Source organism: Ekhidna sp., assembly GCF_039940915.1.
Lineage (GTDB): Bacteria > Bacteroidota > Bacteroidia > Cytophagales > Cyclobacteriaceae > Ekhidna.
In genome coordinates, this window is record NZ_JBDVFO010000003.1 from 72,147 (window position 1) to 92,603 (window position 20,457).

The 20,457-nt window shown below is 39.7% G+C and carries 20 protein-coding genes; 11 read left to right on the top strand and 9 right to left on the bottom strand.

Annotated features, from left to right (window positions below; all coding sequences use genetic code 11):
- Window positions 1-4 precede the first annotated feature (4 nt).
- From ABJF57_RS15155 to ABJF57_RS15165, 3 genes are all read left to right on the top strand, one after another.
- Window positions 5-3,676: a M1 family aminopeptidase gene (locus tag ABJF57_RS15155; protein WP_462232168.1), complete on the top strand. Its 3,672-nt coding sequence runs from the start codon at window positions 5-7 to the stop codon at window positions 3,674-3,676.
- A gap of 108 nt (window positions 3,677-3,784) precedes the next feature.
- Window positions 3,785-4,576 (top strand): hypothetical protein, encoded by a 792-nt coding sequence (locus ABJF57_RS15160; RefSeq protein WP_462232169.1) that lies wholly within the window; start codon window positions 3,785-3,787, stop codon window positions 4,574-4,576.
- A gap of 9 nt (window positions 4,577-4,585) precedes the next feature.
- Window positions 4,586-5,170: a hypothetical protein gene (locus ABJF57_RS15165; RefSeq protein WP_462232170.1), complete on the top strand. Its 585-nt coding sequence runs from the start codon at window positions 4,586-4,588 to the stop codon at window positions 5,168-5,170.
- 3 nt (window positions 5,171-5,173) lie between these two features.
- On the opposite strand, the gene ABJF57_RS15170 is transcribed toward ABJF57_RS15165, so the two are convergent.
- Window positions 5,174-5,941 carry a class I SAM-dependent methyltransferase gene (locus ABJF57_RS15170; RefSeq protein WP_462232171.1) on the bottom strand — a complete coding sequence of 256 codons (768 nt, stop codon included), beginning with the start codon at window positions 5,939-5,941 and terminating at the stop codon, window positions 5,174-5,176.
- Between the two features lie 85 nt (window positions 5,942-6,026).
- Here ABJF57_RS15170 and ABJF57_RS15175 point away from each other — a divergent pair, with 85 nt between their 5' ends.
- Both ABJF57_RS15175 and ABJF57_RS15180 read left to right on the top strand, forming a co-directional pair.
- On the top strand, window positions 6,027-6,437 hold the full coding sequence (locus ABJF57_RS15175; RefSeq protein ID WP_462232172.1) for a hypothetical protein: 411 nt from the start codon (window positions 6,027-6,029) through the stop codon (window positions 6,435-6,437).
- Window positions 6,438-6,505: 68 nt separating this feature from the next.
- Window positions 6,506-7,090: an acyl-CoA thioesterase gene (locus ABJF57_RS15180; RefSeq protein WP_462232173.1), complete on the top strand. Its 585-nt coding sequence runs from the start codon at window positions 6,506-6,508 to the stop codon at window positions 7,088-7,090.
- Here ABJF57_RS15180 and ABJF57_RS15185 read toward each other — a convergent pair.
- The 4 genes from ABJF57_RS15185 to ABJF57_RS15200 all read right to left on the bottom strand — a co-directional run bounded on the left by ABJF57_RS15185 (window position 7,065) and on the right by ABJF57_RS15200 (window position 9,914).
- Window positions 7,065-7,472, bottom strand: a complete 408-nt coding sequence (locus ABJF57_RS15185) for a DUF3052 domain-containing protein (protein WP_462232174.1) — start codon at window positions 7,470-7,472, stop codon at window positions 7,065-7,067. The two genes, ABJF57_RS15180 and ABJF57_RS15185, sit on opposite strands and share 26 nt — an antisense overlap.
- On the bottom strand, window positions 7,472-8,656 hold the full coding sequence (locus tag ABJF57_RS15190) for a J domain-containing protein (protein ID WP_462232175.1): 1,185 nt from the start codon (window positions 8,654-8,656) through the stop codon (window positions 7,472-7,474). The genes ABJF57_RS15185 and ABJF57_RS15190 overlap by 1 nt, the downstream gene beginning before the upstream one ends.
- Window positions 8,657-8,967: 311 nt before the next feature.
- The gene (locus tag ABJF57_RS15195) at window positions 8,968-9,339 is read right to left on the bottom strand and encodes a fluoride efflux transporter FluC (RefSeq protein WP_462232176.1); all 372 of its coding nucleotides are present in this window, start codon (window positions 9,337-9,339) and stop codon (window positions 8,968-8,970) included.
- The gene (locus ABJF57_RS15200; protein ID WP_462232177.1) at window positions 9,336-9,914 is read right to left on the bottom strand and encodes an acyl carrier protein phosphodiesterase; all 579 of its coding nucleotides are present in this window, start codon (window positions 9,912-9,914) and stop codon (window positions 9,336-9,338) included. The genes ABJF57_RS15195 and ABJF57_RS15200 overlap by 4 nt, the downstream gene beginning before the upstream one ends.
- 150 nt (window positions 9,915-10,064) lie before the next feature.
- Between ABJF57_RS15200 and ABJF57_RS15205 the strand changes: the two genes are divergently transcribed.
- From ABJF57_RS15205 to ABJF57_RS15230, 6 genes are all read left to right on the top strand, one after another.
- A complete protein-coding gene (locus ABJF57_RS15205; protein ID WP_462232178.1) occupies window positions 10,065-10,439 on the top strand; it encodes a tellurite resistance TerB family protein in 375 nt (124 codons plus the stop codon).
- Window positions 10,436-10,864, top strand: coding sequence for a YybH family protein (locus ABJF57_RS15210; protein WP_462232179.1), 429 nt, complete (start codon window positions 10,436-10,438; stop codon window positions 10,862-10,864). The genes ABJF57_RS15205 and ABJF57_RS15210 overlap by 4 nt, the downstream gene beginning before the upstream one ends.
- Window positions 10,865-10,944: 80 nt before the next feature.
- A complete protein-coding gene (locus ABJF57_RS15215) occupies window positions 10,945-11,400 on the top strand; it encodes a CBS domain-containing protein (protein ID WP_462235959.1) in 456 nt (151 codons plus the stop codon).
- Window positions 11,401-11,496: 96 nt separating this feature from the next.
- Window positions 11,497-13,704, top strand: a complete 2,208-nt coding sequence (locus ABJF57_RS15220) for a PAS domain S-box protein (protein ID WP_462232181.1) — start codon at window positions 11,497-11,499, stop codon at window positions 13,702-13,704.
- Window positions 13,705-13,723: 19 nt separating this feature from the next.
- Window positions 13,724-14,104 (top strand): response regulator, encoded by a 381-nt coding sequence (locus ABJF57_RS15225; protein WP_462232182.1) that lies wholly within the window; start codon window positions 13,724-13,726, stop codon window positions 14,102-14,104.
- Window positions 14,105-14,106: 2 nt separating this feature from the next.
- Entirely contained in the window at window positions 14,107-15,630 is a 1,524-nt protein-coding gene (locus ABJF57_RS15230; RefSeq protein WP_462232183.1) for a serine hydrolase, read from the top strand.
- On the opposite strand, the gene ABJF57_RS15235 is transcribed toward ABJF57_RS15230, so the two are convergent.
- The 4 genes from ABJF57_RS15235 to ABJF57_RS15250 form a co-directional block, all read right to left on the bottom strand.
- Window positions 15,631-16,206 carry a YdeI/OmpD-associated family protein gene (locus ABJF57_RS15235; RefSeq protein WP_462232184.1) on the bottom strand — a complete coding sequence of 192 codons (576 nt, stop codon included), beginning with the start codon at window positions 16,204-16,206 and terminating at the stop codon, window positions 15,631-15,633.
- Between the two features lie 2 nt (window positions 16,207-16,208).
- Complete coding sequence (locus tag ABJF57_RS15240; protein ID WP_462232185.1) at window positions 16,209-16,625, bottom strand: hypothetical protein; 417 nt, start codon at window positions 16,623-16,625, stop codon at window positions 16,209-16,211.
- Between the two features lie 70 nt (window positions 16,626-16,695).
- Window positions 16,696-17,082: a response regulator gene (locus tag ABJF57_RS15245; RefSeq protein ID WP_462232186.1), complete on the bottom strand. Its 387-nt coding sequence runs from the start codon at window positions 17,080-17,082 to the stop codon at window positions 16,696-16,698.
- Window positions 17,083-17,186: 104 nt separating this feature from the next.
- Window positions 17,187-20,339, bottom strand: coding sequence for a sensor histidine kinase (locus tag ABJF57_RS15250; RefSeq protein WP_462232187.1), 3,153 nt, complete (start codon window positions 20,337-20,339; stop codon window positions 17,187-17,189).
- Window positions 20,340-20,457 lie beyond the last annotated feature (118 nt).

Sequence of the window (20,457 nt, forward strand, 5' to 3'; positions counted from 1 at the left end):
CAATATGTTTTTGAAAATATTTGCTTTCGAAATAAAATATTGGGTTAAGAATCCACTGTTTTATATCTATCTAGGTTCCCTATTTGCTATCGCTACTTTGGCGATGGCTTCTAGTGCAGGAATCTTCGATTCAGTCACAGTTACCAGAAGTTCAATTGCGTATATCAACTCTGCCAATGCGCTGAATAACTTCATTAATGGATTTTCCATTCTGGCCTTTTTTCTCGTTCCGTCCATTGTAGGAGGCACCATTAATAAGGACTATAGTAGTAATACGAGCAACGTACTTTACTCATATCCCTTCACAAAGACAGATTACCTTTTTGCCAAATTCCTGAGTGGCTTAGTTGTGTCCATCTTTGTCTTGCTTGCTATTGCATTGGGAGCCATAGTCGGTGGGTACTTGCCGGGAACTAATCCAGAACTTTTAGGTGATTTCAACCTGCTAAACTACCTCCAGCCGTACCTGATTTATGTCATTCCAAACTTGATATTCTTCAGTGCAATCATCTTTGGAGTCGTTACTTTTTCCAGAAATATTTCTGCGGGATTCGTTGCTGTAATTGCACTATTTCTGCTTCAGGGAGTAGCAGAGACGATTGTAGGCAACCTTGACAACAAAGAGTTGGGTGCGCTGCTTGATCCATTCGGAGCTTCAGCTAGCTCATATTATACTGAATACTGGACTGTAGCAGAGCAAAACGAAAACCTACTACCATTTGAGGGATACATCATTTACAATCGATTGATTTGGGGAGGGTTAAGTATCATGATTTTCATGAGTGTATTCTGGGTATTCCAATTCTCTCACAATCCGCTTTCATTCAGCTTTAAAAAGCAAAAAGGTGAGCGCGTGACTAAAAATAATTTTGGAAGTATGGTGCGAATAAGCCTACCCAAAGTCTCCTTTGACTATGGCTTCTTTCATAGATTAAAATCTGCATGGTCCCTTTCAAATAACGACTTTCTTTTTGTGGTAAAAAGCTGGCCGTTTATCATTATCTCTTTGATAGGTCTACTGATCTTAACAACTACGCTGGCTGTAGGTCAGCAGATATATGGAACTGCTACGTACCCAGTCACTTGGCAGATGCTTGATATTGCCGGGGCAGTCTTCACACGAATTGCCATTTTGCCAATTACCTACCTCTATGCGGGAATGTTGATTCACAGGCATAGAATTTCAAAAATCAATCAGCTGATAGATGTGGCTCCCATGCCCAATTGGGCCATGCTATTATCTAAGTTTATCGCATTGGTTAAAATTCAGGCAGTGTTGCTGATTTTAATTATGATAAGCGGCATCCTTATTCAATCCTATGCTGGATTTTATGATTATGATATTGGTCTTTATCTAAAAGACTTATATCTCCTAAGAATCTGGAATATTGTTGTTTGGAGCTTGTTGGCCATCCTTATCCATACGTTGATCCCAAATTATCTGATAGGATTTTTTGTCACTCTAGGATTGGGAATAGGCATTAGCTTTCTTGATTCAGCGGGGATAGAGCAGTCCATCTTCAAATACAATGAAGGACCCGGCACATTCTATTCACCAATGAACGGTTACGGGATTTCTATCGGAAGGTATTTTGTGTACAAAATCTATTGGCTGCTATTGGGATGTGCTTTTTACGTGTTTGCTATCGCATTTTGGAGAAGAGGCATGCCTACCACATTTAAGCTAAAATTCAAAGAAGGACTTCACGCCTTTAGTAAACCTTTAAAGATTGCATTTACTCTATTTCTTCTTTCCTTCCTGGGGCTTGGAAGTTATATCTGGTACGTAAACAACGTCGAGAATGTATACGTGTCCTCCAAAGAACGCGAAGAGCAACGGGTAGAGCAAGAGAAACTATATAGTCAGTATGCAAGCATGGCTCAGCCACGAATTACGGATGTTGTGGTTGATATGAATCTATTTCCAGAAACAAGAGATTTTAAGGCAAATGGAACGTTTGTTATCGTAAACAAAACAGACGAGCAGATAGATTCATTGCTTTTGAATCATAACAATTACCCGAGTGAATTTTCCTTTTCTGTTGCCAATGAGTTGATCATGGAGGATACCGTGTACAATTATGATTTGTACCGACTATCTGAACCTATGGATCCGGGTGATTCCATCACGTTTACATTTGCTATATGGAATAAGGAAAACACGGTTTTGCGAAACAACTCGCCAGTAAGGTCGAATGGAACCTTTATGAATAGCAGCATCTTCCCAACATTCGGTTATTCGGAGGGAGGTGAACTGGTAGACAATAAGGTGCGTGAGAAGTATGGCCTACCTGAGAAAGAACGCATGATGTCCCCATTTGACACGACCGCTCTCGGCAATACATACATTTCATCGAGTGCTGACTGGATTAATTTCGAAACAACCGTAAGTACCTCAGAAGATCAAATTGCGATTGCCCCAGGATACCTCCAGAAAGAGTGGGTCGAAAGCGGGCGAAGGTATTTCCATTACAAAATGGATAGTAAGATTCTGAATTTCTATGCTTATCAATCCGCTAATTACGAAGTGGTTAGGGACAAATGGAACGATATAAACATTGAAGTATACTATCATCAAGGACATGAGTATAATTTAGATCGGATGGTGAAAGGGGTGAAAAAATCGCTTGCGTATTACACTGAAAATTTCAGCCCGTATCAGCATAAGCAGGTAAGAATTATCGAGTTTCCTCGCACAAGTGGATCTTTTGCTCAATCATTCGCAAATACCATCCCATTCTCAGAAGCCATCGGTTTCATTGCCGAGGTAGATGATGAAGATCCTGAAGGAGTTGATTATCCCTTTAGTGTGACAGCCCATGAGGTAGCACATCAATGGTGGGCTCATCAGGTCATTGGTGCCAACGTGCAAGGAGCAACATTGATGTCTGAGAGCATGTCAGAATACAGTAGTCTTCGCGTATTGGAAAAAGAGTATGGATCTGAAAAAATGCGCGTCTTCCTCAAGGACGCACTTGATAATTACCTACAGGGTAGAACCTTTGAGCGTTTGAAAGAAAAGCCGTTGGTGTTCAATGAAAATCAGCAGTACATCCATTACAACAAAGGGTCATTGGTGCTGTATGCATTAAGTGATTATTTAGGAGAATCGGTCTTTAACAAAGCGATGAGTCAATACATTGATAGTGTTGCTTTTCAGGAGCCTCCATACACCACCTCCATTGAGTATCTGGGTTTTGTGAAAAGGGCAACACCTGATTCACTTGTCTACTTGGTGGAAGATATGTTGGAAACGATTACACTTTATAACAACAAGGTGACTGAGGCAACTTATAAAGAATTACCAGATGGAAAATACGAAGTGAGATTGGAAGCCTTGGTTTCAAAATATAGAGCTGATGAGAAAGGGGAGCGCATTTTTACAGATGCGAATGGCGATAGCCTCAGCTATCAGGTTGAAGGTAGGCGCAAGCCACTTATTTCATTGCCACTGAATGACTGGGTAGAAGTAGGAGTGTTTATAGAAAAAGAAGTGGACGGAAAAATGAAGGAAGTTCCTCTATACCTGAAAAAACAAAAGTTTAATCAAATCAACAATGAAATCAAGGTGATTGTAGATGAGAAGCCGACATCAGTGGGCATCGATCCATATTACAAATTGATAGATGTCGTCTCCAATGACAATCGATCATCACCCACAGAAGATTCTGAATGATAAATGAAAAGGGGCTTTGTAGCCCCTTTTTTTGTATACAATCTGAATTGCATTAGTTGAAAGTTGACGATTATTTGGTGGGGTAATTATGCTTCCTAATTTTGCGGAATGGATAGTAAGAAAATCTACCTGCCAGCACTCATGATACTTTGTGTTTTCTTATCGAAGGCACAAATTTTAAAAGTAGATAAGGGATCCTTGGCCTCAGATTCATCCAATTATTTCATAGGAGTTATAGACGCCACTTTTGCAATCAATAACCGAAGCTCTACAGTTGACAAACAGAATGTATACATCGGAGTAAACAACAATGTTGATGTTGTGTATATAGCCGAAAAGTCCGCGACTGTTTTTTTGAGTGGACTCAATTATTTCAAAATTGGAAATGGTCCCTTGATTTACAATGGAACAGCTCATTTACGTCAAATATTTAATCGTGCCGCCACCTTGACACCAGAAGTCTATGGACAGATTCAGTTTGATGAATCTAGAAACATGGAGCTGAGGTGGCTGCTAGGAGGAGGCTATCGATGGAATATCTTACAAAAGAAAAACGCGATATATGCAGGGTTTGGAATCTTTCGAGAATATGAAAGATGGAAGGGAGCTGAAATAGAGATCGAAAAAGAACTTTGGAAGATAAACACCTACCTGAGTGCAGATGTCAAACTCTCTTCAACTACTAATTTAAACGCAATCGTTTATTTCCAATCCGGTAGAGATGGGACGATTAACGACTTTCGAAATCGACTAAGTGGACAGCTGGAGTTTAAGAATGCACTCACTGATCAATTTAAAGTAAAGATGACTTCCAATTTCCTCCTGGACGATCGTCCAATCATCCCTCTAAATGAGTTTATATATGAAGTGTATTTTGGGGTTGAATACAGTTTTAATTGATATTTACCTATGAAACTGAAGAAAGTACTCGTTGATATTGTACCCGTTTTAGTGGGTATTCTGCTTGCCTTGTTTATCAATAACTGGCAGCAATCCAGATCAGAAAGAAACTACATCGAAAATTCTGTGGCTTCTATCATAAAAGAAAATGAGGAAAATATTAAAGAATTGAGATACGCCGTAGAGCGCCAGACAGTATTCATGGATACACTTTATAAGTATTTGGATAATGACGAATTTGCGTTAGTTGATGTACTTCGTAGAGCAAAGGGAGTGTATACGCCAGACTTAAAATCAACAACCTGGAAATTCCTCATTCAGGATTCCAAACACACATTAGTCTCCTACGAATTCATTAACCGACTAGCTGAAATAGAAAAATATGAAGTGCTGGTCAGTCGATATAACGTTAAGCTAAGTGACATCATTTTTCAGCCTGCATTCTTTGATGATCCACGTATGAAGGATGTATGTGCAATTCTGTTTGGTGATTTTGGATCCGTCCAAAATGACTTGATTAATGAACTTGAATCCTTTAATGCGTATGCCAGAAAAACATATGCCATCGCAGCGGACTCGACTACCTCTGAGTAAATCCTACTTCACTACTTTGTAAATCACTTCATTGTGCGGGAGAGCAAATCGTGTTTTTTCTTCTGCACTTAATTCGTCAATGAGTCTTTCTTCAATGACTGTGAATCCAGCGCTTGCCAATCGCTTGCCATAATCTTCGCCGTACATCCGTACATGGTCATCTTGTCCAAAAGCCTTTTCCCTTTCCTTAGGATCTGTAATGGCCTTGTCCTCATAAGTAGTTTCGGGAAGTGGGTAGAAGAAAGGCACTTGCAAAATTGCCCAGCCATCAGGCCTCAAAACTCTTTGCATTTCGCTTAATGCTTTCAGGTCATCTTCCACGTGTTCCAGTACGTGATTACAAAAAATGATGTCCACCGAATCATCTTCGAAAGGGATTTCATGAATATCCATCTTTACCTTGGCCAATGGAGACTCTATGTCAGCTGTGATGTATTCGAGGGAATCAAGTGCTTCGAAACGATCCATAAAGCATAGTTCGGGTGCTATGTGAAGCATTTTTGCCTCTTTGGTGAAGAAGTCAGTTTTCCGCTTAAGGTATAGCCAGATCAAACGATGACGTTCCAATGCAAGGCACTTAGGACATAATGCATTGCTTCTTGACGTAAGTCTTCCATAGGGTAAAAACTCTCTGAAACGGGATTCACAAACAGGGCATTCTACGTTGTTTCCACGGTAAAAAATGGCCATTATTCGCATAGCGATATGACTAAATAGCTGTAGATACTTACGGGGAATGTACCTTAGGAAGAAAGAGATAATAAACTTCACGACATGCTTATTTTGCGCCGCAAGTTAATTTATTAGTCTTCCGACCCACAATCATTGGTGAAAATTTCTCTATTTTGGTTATGCAATGAAGCAAGTACTCATTTTAATATCCCTAATAACCTTCAGCTTCAGCTGTCTTGGACAGAAAGAAAGAACAGTTGATGATGAATTGCCTACGGAAAACCTGGAAATGCGCAAAGATTCCAATAAGCGTACGAATCGTCCTAAGCGTAAGAACTATTCGCAGATATATGTACCCAATGCGAATAAAATACTCTATGGAAACCCTTGCGTGCTGGAAGAGACCCATAAGATGGGATTTGAGTATTTGATAGAGCCTCCCAATATATCAGGTAGTAAAACCTGGAAAGGTAAATTTTTGAATAACCTGTTGGTAAAGAGTAAATTAGTAGTGACCCGCTCGCCCTTTTGGAAGATGATCTTAAATAAGAAGATAAAGAAGTGTCGGCAGATGAGCGGCGACCTTGTCGGATGAAGAGCTACTTGATTTTTAGCAAGTCTTTTTCAAAATGACAGTTCAGAGTACGAATAATACCCTTAATCATGGAACCACGCACTGTACAATTTTCCAGAACTAAGCTTACCGAATTGATGATTCCATCTTTCGCCAATTTTGGCGGTAAGGTACATGGGGGTCTTATTTTGTCTCTCATGGATAAAGTGGCGTATGCAGTTGGCAGTAAGCATGCGGGCACATATTGTGTCACCGTCACAGTGGATGGAGTAGAATTTTTGCAACCTGTAGAGGTAGGTGAGTTGTTGACGTTAGATGCAGCGGTACATCATGTTGGCAATAGCTCATTGGTGGTGGGTATCAAGGTTACTTCAGAGAACGTGAAAACCAATCAGGTAAAGCATACCAATAATAGTTACTTCACCATGGTGGCAAAAGGCGATGATGGGAAGCCAACCAAAGTGCCAGAACTTATTCTAGAAGATATGATAGAAATGAGGAGGTTTGTGGATGCAATTAAGCGTACGAAAGTGAAGAAAGAAGCGAATGCAAAAATGAAGAAGGAAGAAGATGAGTTTATTATGGTAGATGATATGGAGTTGCTAAATAATCAACGGTGTAAGGTTATGTTCAATACGGATGACGATTTTAACGATCTTTTTTCCGATACATAAACTTTAATCCTGACCAGTCCTCATCAACCGCACATACTTTCACGTCTACCAACCCTCCATTCAGACCGAATTCGCGCACGACATTTCCATTTAAGTCGGTATCAATTTTAGAGCCTCCCTTTGGCCAGGAGACCCACATGGTTCCATCTTTCTTTAGCGCTTTTTTCCAGGCATTCCAATTTGACGTTAAATCAACCAATTGGGTAACGAAAACGTGTTGGAAATCATAAGGAGAAGCAGTCAATTCATCTGCCCACTCGGTCTCCTTAGGAGTCTCCTCTAAAAGCTCAAAATAGTTTTGAGGTGAGTGGTATAAAAAGCAATTATATCCCTCCTTAATCCCTAGTTTTTTCCAGAGCGGATTTTTAGAATACCCAGCCATTAGTTACAAAATTTTGGTGATTCACCTTTCCAGTTCCGTATTCTTGCGCCCGCAAATTCCAGGCAAGCCTGACTTTTTTGATTCATTGCAATGTACGAATTCGCACTTGTCACATATGAAATGGCACTGTCAGGCCATACGTATTTATTCCAATCAGCCGCTTTAATCGCCATCTCAGGGTCGTCAAGTTCGAGATAAAGTTCAGCAAGCGTTGTATAAAGATGATAATGCGACTCAGGAATGTATTTTTCGTTGATAACCAAGGCGTATCCTTCACCAAAGAAAGTTTTGTATCGCTTGATAGCAAGTCTGTGGGCGGTAAGCAAATTGTCCATTGCTTTTTGCGGATCCTTTAGTTCGTTTCTTTGAATTTTAGCCAGCTCTACGAGCGTTTGAATTACGTCATACTCAGTCAAAAGAAATTCATTCAAAATGGTTATTGCTTTGTCAGGTTGACCTGTAAGCTTGTAAGCTTCGGCCAATTTTTGACGTAACTCGTGAAAAGGGAGGTCTGGAGCAAATTCCTGCACGAGTTCATACAGTGCAATGGCAGCATGAAAATTATTTTGATCATAATGCTTATCGCCCTTTTCAATAATTTTATCCAACATAGAGCTTTTAAAGACTTTCATGTCTCGTTCTTCTGCTCTGAAAAAATCCAATGAAGTCATCATTTCAAAAGCGGTTTTGTAGTCACCGGAATTAAAATGTTTTCTAGCTTCAGCGTAAGTCGTTCTTCTTTCTGCAAGTCGCTCTTCCAGCCTGTGATCATCATAGCTTTGTTTGACCCAAACGCCAGCCATGACCATGAGCGCAATTATAAAAGTGATTCCAAAAGCGTAAGCTGTAGCTATGGCATTTTGCTTGTAGTCTACTTTTCCACTGGCATACTTCGTTCTATTTCTGTTTTTCCAGGCATTGGTTTGTGGAGGTCGATAAGTATAATGCCGAGGCTCATTTTCAGAAAATTGTCTGTACTTGAGTTTAAGATCAAATCTGGCTTTTTCGTATTCATCAGATAGGACTTGGTGAGCTCTGTTGACCTCCTTGAACTTTTCCTCCATCTCAGGTTTCCCTGGATGTTTGTCCGGGTGATACTTCACCGCCAACCGCTTAAAAGCTGCCTTGATTTCAGAAGGAGACGCATCTTCTGAGAGTCCTAGTACATGGTAGTAGTTCGTCATTAGATCAGTGGAGTGTCTTATTAACGATGAAAATCTAAGAAAAGATACTATATAAGTATATAAAAAAACATCCGACCAAAGGACGGATGCTTTAACTAGTTGTTAAGAGGAATTGCCTTAAGTTTCTTACTCAAACAATGCATAGAAGAATGCTATGTGTTTGATCTATTTTATTTTATGATTTGGTATTCTTTGTATGTAGTAGCAATGATATGCTCGACCTTCACGTGACAAAAAAAACACGCGTATACATCTGGTATACAAGGGGAATTAACCTGGCTTACCGATTGTTAAAATGAGAGAAGTTATGGTTATTGATAGAATCTGTTGGTCAGAAAGAACCCCAAAGAGCAGAGTGCCAGTCCACCAATGAGGCTGATGGCTGAGTAGAAGAGGAATTGCATCAATAGGCCCTCTCTTATCAGCTTTAGACCGTCCAACGCGAAAGTTGAAAAGGTGGTGAATCCACCACAAAGTCCAGCTATAAGAAAAAGAGACGATTGGTTATTTAGCTTTATTAATCCACCACTTAATATCCCTATCAGAAGGCATCCGGCTAAATTAACGATGAGTGTTGCTGAGTATGGTTTGTCTGCATAGTTCTTTATGGTCCATAAGTAGACTGCATACCTGGCGGCACTGCCAATAAAGCCACCCAAGCCAACCATGATAAAATCCTTCATGCCTCAAAGTTGTTTACATGGGTCTCTAGTTCCGGGAAGAACTCGTCAAATTCTTTTTGAAAGTCGTTATAGTGCTCTTTTAATGCAATGGAAGCTTCATCCATTCGATTTTCATACTTTGTTCGCTTACTCATTCCGGTCAGCGCCCGATCAATCCCTTCAATAAATTGATAATTGTATAACCAGTTGTCTTTGGACATGAAGCTGAGCATGTGAATCACACCTTTGGGGATAATGCCAAAATATCGATTCATGAGTTGGTAAAAATTTTCAGTGTACTCCTTAAGAGGAATTTTCGAAAATAAAGACCAGTCTTTAGCTAAAAAATGATCATAGTAGACATCTACAATGACGGGAGCATAGTGCCTGAATTTTTCTCTTAAACGTATTTTGCTTTGTAAAACCACTTCATGCGTGTCGGTGAAATGATCAATACTTCTATGCAGCCTTATCCCCTTTTGGATAGCGCCGGGATACTCGCTCATCTGAGATCCTTTCACAAAATCACCTATGAAGTTGCCCACTAAAACTTCCTCATTGTCACCACTTAAATACAGATGTGCTAAAAAATTCATCCTCAGGTAATCAAATCCAGCCTAAATAAAATAGTTTGAGATTAATGTGCATGGGTTTACTTTTGTGAAGTTAGAAGTATAAAACTATAGTAACTTATTTATAAAGTCATCGAGAATAATTTTCCAAATATCGTAAGGTCGCATTTAAACATGCTTGTGCAGTTAGCTCGTGTTGATGGAGTGGTCGTGCAAGAGGAAATAGACCTGATCAAGCAGATAGGAAAGGCCAATGGAATGTCAGCTGAAGAAATCAGCGAATGTTTTGAGGATCCTTCCGTGATTGAGGGTATGGAAACCCTATCCGATGATCAACGATACGATTACCTCTACAACGTTGTTCAGTTAATGAAAATTGATGGACGTATTTACAAGGAGGAAATCAAGTTTTGCGCGCGCATCGCAAGTAAGCTGGGCTACGATGAGGACGTGCTTAGAGAAATGATGCTCAAAATTTATAGTGATCCCCATATTACTACAGATAAAGAGACCTTAAAAGCAAAGATCCAAACCTACTTGCGAAGATGAAGAGGGTATTCTTTCTTCTATCGATTATCTTTTTTTCTTATTCATCCCATGCTCAAATCAATCCTGATGAACAGGCAATAAGAGAAGTGCTTTCGCAGCAACAGTCTTGTTGGAATGAAGGGGATCTTGAATGTTTCATGGAAGGCTATTGGAAGTCCGATCAGTTAATATTTATTGGTAGTGCTGGTATCACCTATGGATGGCAAAAAACACTTGATAATTACAAGAGAAACTATCCGGATAAGAAAGCCATGGGCAAGTTATCCTTTGAGCTGATAATTGTGGAGCCTTTGAGCGATGATTTCTGGACGGTGATAGGTAAATGGAATCTTCAAAGAGAAAATGACAATCCCAAAGGTCATTTCTCACTTCTTTTCAGACGACTCGGAGACGAATGGGTAATAGTTTCTGACCATTCGAGCTAATTTCAGAGCGTACTTAATTTGGTGATTTGATTGTTTTTTGGTAGATTCTATTCTATTTGAAACTTTAAATCCAGCTAAATATGGTAATGAGCTACAGGGGAGCAGAAGCTCCAAAATCCCGAGAACCACAAGCAATAAAAGTTGAGGATTATATGGCTAGAAAGCTGATAACTTTCAAACCTGATCAACCCATGCACGAGGTGGTAGACGCGCTCATGAAGCACAAAATATCGGGCGGGCCTGTAGTAAACGATGATGAAGAGCTCGTGGGGGTTATTTCTGAAGGAGATTGTTTAAAGGAGGTGGTCAAAGGAAAGTACGACAACATGCCCATTTTCACCGGTCTTGTACAGGAGCATATGGCTAAGAATGTCATTACAGTAAGTCCTGACCTCAATATCTTCGAAGCTGCAAAAATGTTTTTAGACAAAAGACTTAGACGATTTCCAGTAATTCATGAAGGAAAGTTGATCGGGCAAATAAGTCAAAAAGATGTAATGAAGGCTGTATTAAAAACAAAAAGCTCAACCTGGTAGCGTAAAATTCAAGCCTTCCGTGTAAATACAATTAACCTATTCTTCTCCCGAGGGTTTATTAATTAAATTTATTCAAAGCCAACCAAAATAAATCTGATGGAGTTTTCGAATGCGGAACTGGAGAATTTTGCCAAGGGTACAGAGGTATTCATGGCCATTTTAGATGAAAATGGAACATTTCAGAAAGCCAATATTCGCTGGGCAGAACGATTTGACTGTACGTTAAATGAACTCATAGGGTCATCCATCTTTGAATTGATTCATGAAATAGAAGTAGGTGAATTTGAATTACTCCTCAATCAAGCAAGGGCGGAAGGGCAAGTTTGTCACCAAATTGCGACAATGATAGGCCCTGAACTAAAGGCTCATTCTTTTCAATTTGATTTAACCTATACAGACAAGCAGATCTATTTAGTGGGCTTTGATGTAACAGATCATGCCAGAGAGCACATGTCTCTGGTAGATATGTCTCGGCTTTCTAAAACCGGAGCTTGGTATTACGACCCAATTCGTGACGAAACCTTCTGGTCAGACGAAGTTTATAGAATACATGAGCTAGAATCAGGCAGTGATATCGATGCAGAGAAAGCTTTACAGTTCTATTCTGAAGACTATAAGGATAAAATTGAGAAGTTAGTGGCCGATCTGTACGATGAGCATAGATCGTATGAATTTGCAGGGGAGATTGTTACCGCGAAAGGGAACAAAAAATGGATTCGGACCATTGCCAAACCGATGATTCAGGATGATAAGATCATATATATATGTGGTGTTACGGTAGATCAAACCAGACTTCATCGCAATCTGGAAAAAATTAAGCATGAATCTGAAACTCGAATGCTTGCATTAAAGGGGATAAAATCAGCCCTTTTCGATTACGATGTAGCGACAGATATGATGTTTATCAATCCAGATTTTCGAGAAGAATTAGGGCTACCTACTGATGTAGATCGACTCAAAGGGACGAAATTAATGACCCTAATACATCCAGATGATTTGCCTCATACCGAAAGAAAAATCAAAGAAGATCTCAAGAAGAAAGAAAACTACCATACCAATCAATACCGATTGAGAATGAAAGACGGTAGCTATGAACATTATGAAGTTTATGGCTGGATGAAAAGAGACTCCAATGGCATGATCACACGCATGGTTGGAAATCTGATCAATGTCAACAAGAAAGTACTTGCCGAGCAAGAAAAGGAGCGAGTCAAAAATTGTCTTGAAGCAATGGTCAACAATGGCTATATCTATAGCATGCTGTTGGATAAGGAAGGACTGATTTTAATGGCAGATCAACAATCTATAGCAATCATAGAGAACGAATATGATGTGAACCTGACACAGAAACAGGTAAAGTACATTGATGTGATGCCAGATATTTTTAAAAAATCTTTTACCGAGGAGTTCAACAAAGCTCTTGCAGGAGAAACAATTCGAAAGGAAGTGGAAAGGCCGTTGCTTGAAGGAGCCATGCAATGGCTGGATGTAATGTATCACCCGATAGCTGACGAAAATGGAGAGGTGATTCAAGTATTAACGAATCTCCTGGATATCACGGAAAGAAAAAGAGCGGAGATATCGATTAGAGATGCAGGCAATCAGGCACAGGCTCTGAGCAGATTGAAATCAGGAATACTGTCAAACCTTAGCCATGAAATGCGGACCCCACTAAATGGTATCATGGGAGTTACCAATCTTTTGATGAAGCAGGGCTTGGATGAAGAGACCAATGAGCTTTTGAAGATGCAGCATGAAAGTGAAGAGAGACTTCTCAAGACACTAAATGATTTGATTACGCTGAGTGATCTGGATTCTATGCGATTGAATATGCGCTTGAAACAGCATTCAATCAATGAGTTGGCCCAAACTTGTTTTGATATGTATCATCACCAGGCGAAGCTTAAGAAACTCGATTTTGTTTTGCAAAAGAGTGAAAATGAGGGCGTCATGTTAGTGGATCATGAAATGATACAGGCAGCATTGGCTGCAATAGTTAACAATGCACTTAAATACACGTCTCAGGGATCAGTAAAAATTGTTTGCTATGTAGATGAACAGGACAATGGAGAAATCAGAATAATGGATACAGGTATAGGTATTGAAGAAGAGAGCAGGGATCGAATTTTTGAAAATTTTGAAGTCGCGAATTTTGGATTAAATCTAAAATATGAAGGAGCGGGTATAGGTCTCTCAATAGCTAAAAAGTTCATCCAATTGAATGGAGGTTCAATTGATCTTCAAAGTACATTAGGTGAGGGATCAGAGTTTATTGTTAGATTACCAGTGATAAGTGATCTTTAAAAATACCACAGAACAATCCATGAAAATACTGATAGTAGAGGACAATGAGATTAATGCCAAACTGCTAAATATCATGCTCAAAGACCTGGAGTTTGATGCCAGTACCACACTTGCTCCTGATGCGAAGAGTGCCTTGAAGGAAAGCGAGGATCAACAGTATGATTTAGTTTTGATGGACATCAATTTAGGTGATGGATTGATGGATGGTACCGAAGTGATGAAGGTTTTGAAAGCTAAAGAGCAATACAAAAAAGTTCCAATATATGCCATCACCTGCTATTCATTGCCGGGTGATAAAGAAAGGTTTCTGGAAGCGGGCTTTGATAAATATTTCTCCAAGCCTGTGGAGCAAAAACCTTTGCTCAGCGCAATTAACGAAGACAAACCATCAACCGAATAATTATGAAAAAGCATTTTTTATCTATGGCTAGTATGATTTTGCTAGCATTCATTTCATATGCACAAGTAGATGTAAAATCCATTGATAAGTATATCGAGAAAGCGCGGAAGGATTGGAATGTACCTGGGATGTCAGTAGCTATCGTGAAGGATGGAGAAATCGTTTTAAGCAAAGGATATGGACTGAAGGAGCTGGGGAAGAAAGGTAAAGTAGATGAGAATACCCAGTTTGCCATTGCTTCAAACTCCAAAGCTTTTGTTGCTTCTTGTATAGCCAGGCTGGTTGAAGAAGGGAAGCTTTCATGGAAGGACAAGGTGAGAGATCACCTTCCGTACTTTTCCTTGTATGGTGATGAGTATGTCTCTTCAATGGTAACGGTAGAGGACTTACTTTGTCACCGAGTAGGTCTGGGCACTTTTAGCGGAGATGTGATATGGTATAAATCCAATAAGTCCCCTGAAGAAATCATCAAAAGAGCAGCATACGTCCCAAAGGCGTTTGAATTTAGAGATGGATATGGCTATTCTAACCTGATGTTCATCACCGCGGGTGAAGTCATTCGAATCGTAACTGGTAATTCATGGGAGGAATACGTGAAAGAAAACTTTCTTACGCCATTGCAAATGAAGAATACAGTGATCAGTATTGGTGATCTTAGCGACAATGCTGCAACCCCTCATAAACCTACGCTAGCAAAGGGTACCGTTCCCGGTGTGTGGGCCAGTTGGGATAATTCAAGCGCTGCAGGAGGAATTATTTCCAGCTCCACAGACATGGCAAAATGGATGATGATGAACCTAAATGGAGGTGAGTGGGACAACGTTCAATACATTGACAAAGAGCAACAAAACTTACTCTGGACTCCTCACAACAATAATAAGCTCAGCGAGCGTTCGAAAGAAGCACTCCCTGGACGACACTTTTCTGGGTATGGATTAGGTTGGGGACTTATGGACTATTATGGAAACCTGGTAGCCAGCCATGGAGGAGGCTATGACGGTATGTATTCGCGCGTCATGATGATTCCAGACTTGAAGCTTGGGATTGTTATTTTGACGAATTCTATGGAAGGAATTTCGACAGCACTGGCCTATTACATTGCTAATCAATATTTAAAGAAAGACATGCGAGACTGGTCTGATGAGTATTTAGAAAGAGCAAGATCAAGAAATGGGCATAAAGATGATGTAGAAGAGCGTCAGGCAAAGCGTATAGATAATACCTCAACGTCTATTGAACCATCACTTTTTGTTGGAACCTATAACGATCCAATGTTTGGTGACATTAAGGTAACCAAAGAGGGAGAAGATCTTAGAATTTCATTCGCAGATGCTCCAACGCTTGGAGCAACACTAGAGCATTGGCACTACGACACCTATGAAATCAAATGGGATGAGGATCATGCCTGGTTTGATTTTGGAACTGTCTCTTTTGAGTTGGACAATAACCTGGAAGTGGAAGGGATTGAATTTGATGTGCCAAATGGCGATATCTTCTTCGATGAGCTCCATCCGAAGAAGAAGTAATCATTTGGCCCATTTCAGAGGGGGTACTTTATCTCTCAGAGCCGAGCATTCAATCAAGGTATTGAGTCGTTTTTCGCGTGTTTCTTCTCTTTTGGCACTCATCACCCACCAAATGGACTGCTTGCGGTATGAAGGTGCCAGCTTTTCGTTGAAGAAAGACCAAGCTTCCTTGTTTGCTTTTAGCTTAGCTTCATAGGCTTTGCTCAGCGTTAAATTCTTTTGTTCAAATGATGCCTTGCCGCTGTTCTCCGGGTTACGCATTTTATAAGAGGCAATACCTGCAGGCATGAGTAGATTTTCCTTTTTTAGGTTCTTAATCTTCCTGATGTTGACATTGCTCCAGTGACTGTTAGGTTTGCGAGGAGTGAAGCGAATCTGATAGGATTCATCGTCCAACCTTTTTCTTATCCCATCAATCCATCCGAAGCAAAGCGCCTGATCAACTGACTCAGGCCAGGTAATGCTGGGTCTGCCTGTAGCTTTTTTGTAATATCCAACCCAAAGCTCACTTTCTTGCTCATGATTTTCTTCCAGCCACTTTCTGAAGTGATCAGGTGTGGAGAAGAAAGTAGCCACGATTAAAACGGCAATAAATCAGGTTCTACATACTCAGCCTTCGCACGCTTGTCAGCAAAGACGTTAAATCCATAATGCTGAGCCAGCAGATCCTTGAAGTTGGTAAGCAATCTTGGAAACTCTCTCATAAGCCCTGGGAAATCAGCAGAAGTGGCCTTTTGCATGAAATGATCCATGGCCTTTACCGAGGCTATTGTCACGGTTTTATTGAATTTATCAAAAACCCCGAGTGATTCAGCATATCCTTTAATCTGATCACACATATTTATCTCAGCCTGTTCGCGCCCATACTTACGGATATGTAAATAGGCAAGTCTGAGGTGTGCTTCGTGAGAAAAAAGGCCGGGTTTTAGCTTGAAGCTTTCAAACTGTCTTTCAAACTCCTCATCGGTATACTGGTAGTGATCTTTGATGCGCATAAAGCAAAATTGATAAAAAATAATGAACGAAAAAGGGATGTCAATAATAAACGGCAATCCCCTCAAATACCTAGTTTAATTGAGGAAGAGAATTCTTAATAGCTTCATCAATTTTTTGCATGTCAAATGGCTTACTAAACCATTGCTGAATTACCTTCTTTTGCAAGGCTTCCTCTATTTCCTTATTACTTTCATACCCGGTGAGGATGAAATAGATTATGTTATTATACAATTCTTTAGCCCTTGTAATAAATTCTACACCATTCATCACGGGCATTCTCATGTCGCTGATAACGACGATTATTTTATCCTCGTTTTCTTTAAGTACTTGCAATGCCTCTGCCCCTGAAGAGGCTGTGAATACAGGATAGTTTGATTCAAAATTAGTTTTGAATAGAAAAAGATTGATGTCTTCGTCATCAACATAAAGTATGGCAATCTCTTTTGTCTGCATCATTGTCTGCCTAGTTGGAGCGATAAAGCAAAATAGACTTCTCTTAAGATAAAAAAAATACATGAAAGAGACTGCATCGTTTTAAAAATAAGCTTCAACGATGTTACTTAATCAATAGGCAATGAGATTTTGAAAGTTGATCCTTTTTGAATTTCTGACGCAACATTAAGGACGCCTTTGTGTTCTTTCACAATTGTTTGAACAATAGCTAATCCCAATCCTGTTCCCTTTCCAGGATCCTTCGTTGTGAAGAACGGATCGAAAATCTTATCAAGATTTTCATTGCTTATTCCTTCTCCTGAGTCAGTAATAATTACATGCAATTCATTTTGGTCTTGGATGGTTTCAATGACAATACTTCCTTTTCCTTCCATGGCCTGTTCAGCATTGTTAATCAGATTAAAGAAGAGCTGATGAAGCTTACCTCCGTTTCCGTTAATGCATAGGTTATTTGTTGCATATTTTCTCTCAATAGCTATTCGACCCTGAAGTTTACTATTAAGCAAAACGATACAGTTGTCAATAATTGATTCAATGTCACATGTTTCGTCGAAGGCTTCTCCTGAACGACTGAAGCTGCTGAGACCTTTTACAATTTGCGAAGCGCGAGCAACTCCTTCATGCATAATACTTGTGAGCATGTTCAGTTTTTTCGAATCACTATTTCCACCGGGGCTAAGCTCCTTTTCTAAGCCTACCAGCGCCTGCTTTATGAAATTCAATGGGTTATTAATCTCATGTCCAACCCCCGCAGAGAGCACCCCAAGAGCAGCCATTTTTTCATTCTGAATGAGTCTTTGTTGGGCTTCTTCTTTTTCTTGCATGGTCTTTTTAAGGTCTTCATTTGCCTGTTGAAGATTCTCCGTACGTTCTCTAACAAGTAGGTTTAGTTTATCTTCTGTCTTTTTTAATCCCCTAATCCTTAAGCCTACAATCAGGGATACGACAGTAGCAATGAAAGCAATAGCCAATGCTTTGAACCATGTAGTCTGCCAATAGGGTTCTGTTATTATAATCACCATTTGAGCTGGTGAAGCATCCCACAACCCGCTATTATTGGAGGATTTAACATTGAATACATATTCACCCGGTAGTAAAGCGGAATAGTTGGCAAAACGCCTGCTTCCAACATAGTTCCAATCGGTTTCCAGACCCTCTAAATAATAGGCATACTGATTTAGCTCTGAAATGGTATGATTGGAAGAGGTAAAGTCAAAACTCAACATGTTTTGTTTATAGTCTAAAACAAGGGTGTCAACATCCATTATTGCACCTGATTTAATACCCAATTCTTCTGGAACTACACGATTGTTTTGTAAGTAGAATCCAGTGATATCTGTTTCAGGCTCAGCATTATTTACCACCAGAGTCGGTTTGAAATAGTTTAATCCCTCAACACCACCAAAGTAAAGCATCCCGTTCTTTGATTTAAAATAGGCACCAGTATTGAATTCATTACTTTGAAGTCCATAGCGAATATCAAGGTTTAAAAACTCTTTCTTTTGATCATCAAGCCTGGCTAATCCAAGGTTGGTACTCATCCATAGAAACCCTTTTTCATCCTGGAGAACTCCATATACAACGTTGCTCGGCAGTCCGTCTCTTTTTGTGTAATGAGCAAGAGAATTATTTGCTCTATCCCACCTAAACAGGCCTTCGGAGGAAGTACCAATCCATAGGATTCCATCTCGGTCTTCTTCAATGCATTTAATGAAGGAATCGCTGAGAGGCTCAAGTAAGGGATTTTCTATTTTATGAATTGCTTGAGTCGAAAATTCTATTTCAAAAAGACCAGAGGTTGTACCTATTATCATTCCTTCCTCAAGCTCATAAATGGAAGTAAACCAATCTGTTGGACCTGATTTTTTTTTCTGATTTTCTGGAATGAAAAGCAGATAATCGTTACTGTTTTCAGGATCGATTCTGCTCAAACCACCGCCTGAGGCAATCCATATCTTTCCATGACGATCTATTTTCATAGATCTTACAGATCCACCTGCTTGTCCCAAGTCTATTTCTTTGATGACTTCTTCCCGATCCATATCAATCAGCAAAATTTGACCATGAGACGCCGCCCATAATTGATGATTTCCCTGAAGTAAGAAATCGATTCTCTTTGGGTATATGTTTTTGACCGTAGATTGATCCTTATTAAAAAGATCAAGACTTGCAGCTGTGCCGATGAAAATTCGATTATCATCTTCGGTGAAAAAAGAAGTGACGTAGCTGCTACCAATTGAAGGGGTGCCGGTGGGCTTGTGATTCAGAAAGCCTAGGTAAAATCGATTTGGGTCATACTTATTCACACCGTAACCAGCAGTACCAATCCACCAGGTTCCATCTATGTCTATTTCAATACTTATTGCTGAATTCCCACTTATTGAGAAATCGCGATTTGGATCGTGATTGTGTCGTTCCAAGAGTGTACCTCTTTGATCAAAAACAAACACCTCTTCATTCGCAATAATTATCTGTCCATTCCGATCCTCTGCAATTTTTGCCAAATAACTAGCCGAAGACGCTGCTTTGGTGATTTTTACAGTTGAAAAATCGGAGCTGATCATTCGTATGTCTGTATATGTGACTATCCAGATATTGTCATTCTCATCAATATGGATGGCTTTTATATCTCCTACCTCCATTTGGAGTGATTCTTTTTCTTTTAGAAAGTGAATAGTTGATCCGTTGACAAGTAGGAGGTCTCCAGATTTTGAGAAAGCAAACTCTTGCGCCTTATCGTAAGAGTCAAACTGTGACATGCGAAAAAAAGATTCCTCAATGGTGTCGAAAAAAAACAGACCTATGGAAGTACCTAATATTAATGTATCGGAATTCCATTGCATTATTTCCTTGACCACCATATTTTCTAGATCGGGGTGCTCATGGCGAACGAAGTATTCTCGAGATCTATCGTACTTATTAATGCCTCCGTAAGTACCCACCCAGATGTCTCCATTTTGAGCTTCAAATAGTTTCCAGATGGTGCTATTGCTTAGGGTATTGCTATCATAAGGATCATGGTGAAAGTTGATAAACTCATAACCATCATACCTACTCAGGCCTTCAAAAGTGCCAAACCAGACATAACCATATTGATCCCTTATAATGTCAACCACGAGAGATTGGACAAGCCCATCGCTTACACTTAGTGATTCGAAATTTCTTATACTGTCTTGAGAAAAAGTGCTGTATGTGTAACAAATCGAGATAAGAAAAAAGAACACCCTCGAATTTTGGATAAGAAATGAATTGACTTTCATTACTAGGTTATTAGTGGTTGATACGACACTACCTTGAGGGTGATCAAAGTATTATCACTGTCCTGAATTTAAATCATTTACCGAGTATTATCAAGTGTAAATCACAAGAGTAGGGATA

Excerpts from the sequence above, each read along its gene's own strand:
- ABJF57_RS15210 (WP_462232179.1), top strand. The coding sequence starts at position 10,436 with ATGAAGAGGGTATTCTTTCTTCTATCGATTATCTTTTTTTCTTATTCA.
- ABJF57_RS15185 (WP_462232174.1), bottom strand. The coding sequence starts at position 7,472 with ATGGCTGGGTATTCTAAAAATCCGCTCTGGAAAAAACTAGGGATTAAG.
- ABJF57_RS15220 (WP_462232181.1), top strand. The coding sequence starts at position 11,497 with ATGGAGTTTTCGAATGCGGAACTGGAGAATTTTGCCAAGGGTACAGAG.
- ABJF57_RS15205 (WP_462232178.1), top strand. The coding sequence starts at position 10,065 with ATGCTTGTGCAGTTAGCTCGTGTTGATGGAGTGGTCGTGCAAGAGGAA.
- ABJF57_RS15200 (WP_462232177.1), bottom strand. The coding sequence starts at position 9,914 with ATGAATTTTTTAGCACATCTGTATTTAAGTGGTGACAATGAGGAAGTT.
- ABJF57_RS15175 (WP_462232172.1), top strand. The coding sequence starts at position 6,027 with ATGAAGCAAGTACTCATTTTAATATCCCTAATAACCTTCAGCTTCAGC.
- ABJF57_RS15155 (WP_462232168.1), top strand. The coding sequence starts at position 5 with ATGTTTTTGAAAATATTTGCTTTCGAAATAAAATATTGGGTTAAGAAT.
- ABJF57_RS15195 (WP_462232176.1), bottom strand. The coding sequence starts at position 9,339 with ATGAAGGATTTTATCATGGTTGGCTTGGGTGGCTTTATTGGCAGTGCC.
- ABJF57_RS15225 (WP_462232182.1), top strand. The coding sequence starts at position 13,724 with ATGAAAATACTGATAGTAGAGGACAATGAGATTAATGCCAAACTGCTA.
- ABJF57_RS15215 (WP_462235959.1), top strand. The coding sequence starts at position 10,945 with ATGGTAATGAGCTACAGGGGAGCAGAAGCTCCAAAATCCCGAGAACCA.
- ABJF57_RS15250 (WP_462232187.1), bottom strand. The coding sequence starts at position 20,339 with ATGAAAGTCAATTCATTTCTTATCCAAAATTCGAGGGTGTTCTTTTTT.
- ABJF57_RS15165 (WP_462232170.1), top strand. The coding sequence starts at position 4,586 with ATGAAACTGAAGAAAGTACTCGTTGATATTGTACCCGTTTTAGTGGGT.
- ABJF57_RS15230 (WP_462232183.1), top strand. The coding sequence starts at position 14,107 with ATGAAAAAGCATTTTTTATCTATGGCTAGTATGATTTTGCTAGCATTC.
- ABJF57_RS15240 (WP_462232185.1), bottom strand. The coding sequence starts at position 16,625 with ATGCGCATCAAAGATCACTACCAGTATACCGATGAGGAGTTTGAAAGA.
- ABJF57_RS15245 (WP_462232186.1), bottom strand. The coding sequence starts at position 17,082 with ATGATGCAGACAAAAGAGATTGCCATACTTTATGTTGATGACGAAGAC.
- ABJF57_RS15160 (WP_462232169.1), top strand. The coding sequence starts at position 3,785 with ATGGATAGTAAGAAAATCTACCTGCCAGCACTCATGATACTTTGTGTT.
- ABJF57_RS15190 (WP_462232175.1), bottom strand. The coding sequence starts at position 8,656 with ATGACGAACTACTACCATGTACTAGGACTCTCAGAAGATGCGTCTCCT.
- ABJF57_RS15180 (WP_462232173.1), top strand. The coding sequence starts at position 6,506 with ATGGAACCACGCACTGTACAATTTTCCAGAACTAAGCTTACCGAATTG.